We start from the raw sequence: 2470 nt of genomic DNA on the forward strand, positions 1-2470 counted from the left end.
GGAAAGGAGCTGGAACACATCTATATAGTAGATGCTGCAATTGCTATTGATAATGTAGATGGATTTAATTATACAAAGGATACTACTCTTATTAAACCGTATTCCGAATATACCGGTACTGAAAGCATTCCCGTTCAAGCGGGTAACCCGCATCCCTACCCTAATTATCCGAATATGGGCATATCTTTGGCCGCATTCATTCAAAAATACAGGTAAGGGGCAGGAACCAGCTTTAAACGATCATCCATTATTATTTCTCAATACAGCAAACTATTGATTTTATCTGCCCTTCCGGAAGAATATTTCTTAACCAGTGCTGCATAATTTTTAGACGGGTCAAATTGAGAAGCCCACTTTACAATCCAGTATACATCATCCAGGCATTTGTCCCAATCAGCAATTTGTTTGTAGGGAGCGAAATCTTCTGTTTTCTTTCCTAGATATTGGGCGATGTAATCCACTGCAACACCAATACACCTGCCATCAGGCGATTTTATATTGTATAAGGAAGGATTATCTGCTTTTGCCATCTCGCAAATCTCCAGCATATGTATTACATTATATGCAGAATATCCCAAGGCGCGTGTCCGGAGCAATTCCTTCGGCATTTTACCATCGGGTTCCACTTGCCTGAAAATTCGTTTGGGATGAAATTCGGAGATGAGTGTATGTTGTGCCCCTGTATCTCCCAAAAACAGGGCAATCGCTAAAAGCTGTTCGTCATAAGCAATGGAGTGATTATTTTTCGCCTTGCTTTCCTTTATCCCAAAGTCGCTGGTAGTAAGCCATTCTGAATAGGCAGCAAACCATCTTTTGGTTCCGGTGTCTATTTTTTGAGTATAAGCGGAAGATGGCTGAATAAGGCAAACACCTGACAGCACATTTACAAGTGCCCGGCCAAAAATGACGCCCGGGAAATGGCCCATATTGTTATCGTTACCGGGGATTACCTGGGCATATGTAAAATTAGGATTCATCCTGGTGGCAGGGTCAATGAACCAAACACGTATAAGCGCCGATGCTTTGTTTGCAAACCGCTCATCGCCACTGAAAAAGTAAGCAATACACAATTTCATTACCCGGCTACACATTATATCGAGTCTTACCGCATCATCCTTTTTAAAATTTTCAACATTGATATACCCGTCCCGTTGTATCCATGGCATTCCATCAGGCGTATCCGGGTTGGGCCAGCAATATTTACCAACGGAAATAAAGTCATGCTTGTCCCCGCTTTTGGCTACTTTTTCGTCCGGTTTATCCATAACGGAAGTTTCCCGCTCAGAAAGGATTTTTTCAGCCTCCCGGATTAATTCCCGGTAAGATTGCTTATACAGCATTTCTCCGCTTTTCAGGCTTTTCCTGGCCATCATCATGTGGTTGTAATTCCAGACGCATAAAGGTGGCCGCTTTTCCTGCAATTGCGCCACACTACCCGATATAGTGAATACGGTAATTAAAAGGGCAGATAATGCAAGCGTAAAATGTTTCTTTAAGTTCATCGATTCCATTTTAGTTTTTAAAGGAACGTTGTTTTTCCTCAAAGCTGCAAAATCAATTTACCGGCATATAGGTAATACTGATCTGGCCAGACTTTACCGGTTTGCCGGTAAAAATTCCAATACGTGAATAAGGAGTACCCCCTTCTGAAATTTGCTCTGACCGCAGGGACAGGTTATTGCCGGGAGAAGAAAAGGTAACCAGCATTTTTTCTTTTCCTCTTATCAGCAATAGCGTGCTATCAGAAGTCTGCTTCCACCTGGACCGGGTTGGGATAGCGATTTCAAAGGCTTCCGGCTGAGTATACTCAAAACGATCAGTAAAAGTAACACTACCTGCCGCCGTCCTGTTATAATCCATGGTGCGTTCCAGTTTTTTCAGCTCCGGCACGTTGTAGGCGGAGGCAATATCAAATGTGATGTCATCTTTCTCACGGGTAAAATCCGTGCGAACAGTTTTTGACCTCGCCTGGGCGCCCGGTTGTTGCCCGATGCCCGCCACAAGCGGCACCGGATGTCCGAAAGAGCCCACTGTTTTATAGGTATAACGATATTCAGGTGTAAAAATATTGGCAGTATAGGCGATTGCTCCCGGGTCACCAACCATTATTTCCGTTCCCTGCACAATGGTGAATGAACCAACATCATTATGATTATGAGACTCTGCGTTATTTCCGCCTTTAAAAGCCACCCCAATATTGCAGGGGGAACCGGGTATGGGTCGGGAAACCAATACACCTGTCTGGTCAAAAAATGAGCGGATAGCCGCTTCTCCGGTCTGCTTCACTTTTCCGGGTCCAGATACAGATGCCGAATTCGGAAAAACCATCATTACATTATTGCGGATATCATCCGTTTTTCCTTCGTAGGTGAGCGTATCATATTGTATTAATCCCAGTTCCAGGTTCCGGCTTAAATAAGTCATAATGCTGGCGTCGGGCTTTGCCCCTTCGTGGCTATCGGAAATAGCC

The 2470-nt window shown here is 44.0% G+C and carries 3 protein-coding genes; 1 reads left to right on the forward strand and 2 read right to left on the reverse strand.

Annotated features, from left to right (window positions below; genetic code table 11):
• Window positions 1-216: hypothetical protein (locus VN105_RS09415; protein WP_325640161.1), on the forward strand; the 216-nt coding region annotated here is incomplete at its 5' end.
• A 41-nt stretch (window positions 217-257) separates the two neighbouring features.
• Here VN105_RS09415 and VN105_RS09420 read toward each other — a convergent pair.
• Together VN105_RS09420 and VN105_RS09425 are read right to left on the reverse strand one after the other, a co-directional pair.
• Window positions 258-1502, reverse strand: a complete 1245-nt coding sequence (locus VN105_RS09420) for an alginate lyase family protein (protein WP_325640163.1) — start codon at window positions 1500-1502, stop codon at window positions 258-260.
• Window positions 1503-1554: 52 nt separating this feature from the next.
• Window positions 1555-2470 (reverse strand): heparinase II/III domain-containing protein (locus VN105_RS09425; RefSeq protein ID WP_325640165.1); only part of this gene is annotated, 916 nt, incomplete at its 5' end.

This window comes from Chitinophaga sp., assembly GCF_035564935.1.
In the GTDB taxonomy this organism is placed as follows: domain Bacteria; phylum Bacteroidota; class Bacteroidia; order Chitinophagales; family Chitinophagaceae; genus Chitinophaga.

Bases quoted from the DNA above. Each gene is read 5' to 3' on its own strand.
- VN105_RS09420 (WP_325640163.1), bottom strand. From the start codon at position 1,502: ATGAACTTAAAGAAACATTTTACGCTTGCATTATCTGCCCTTTTAATT.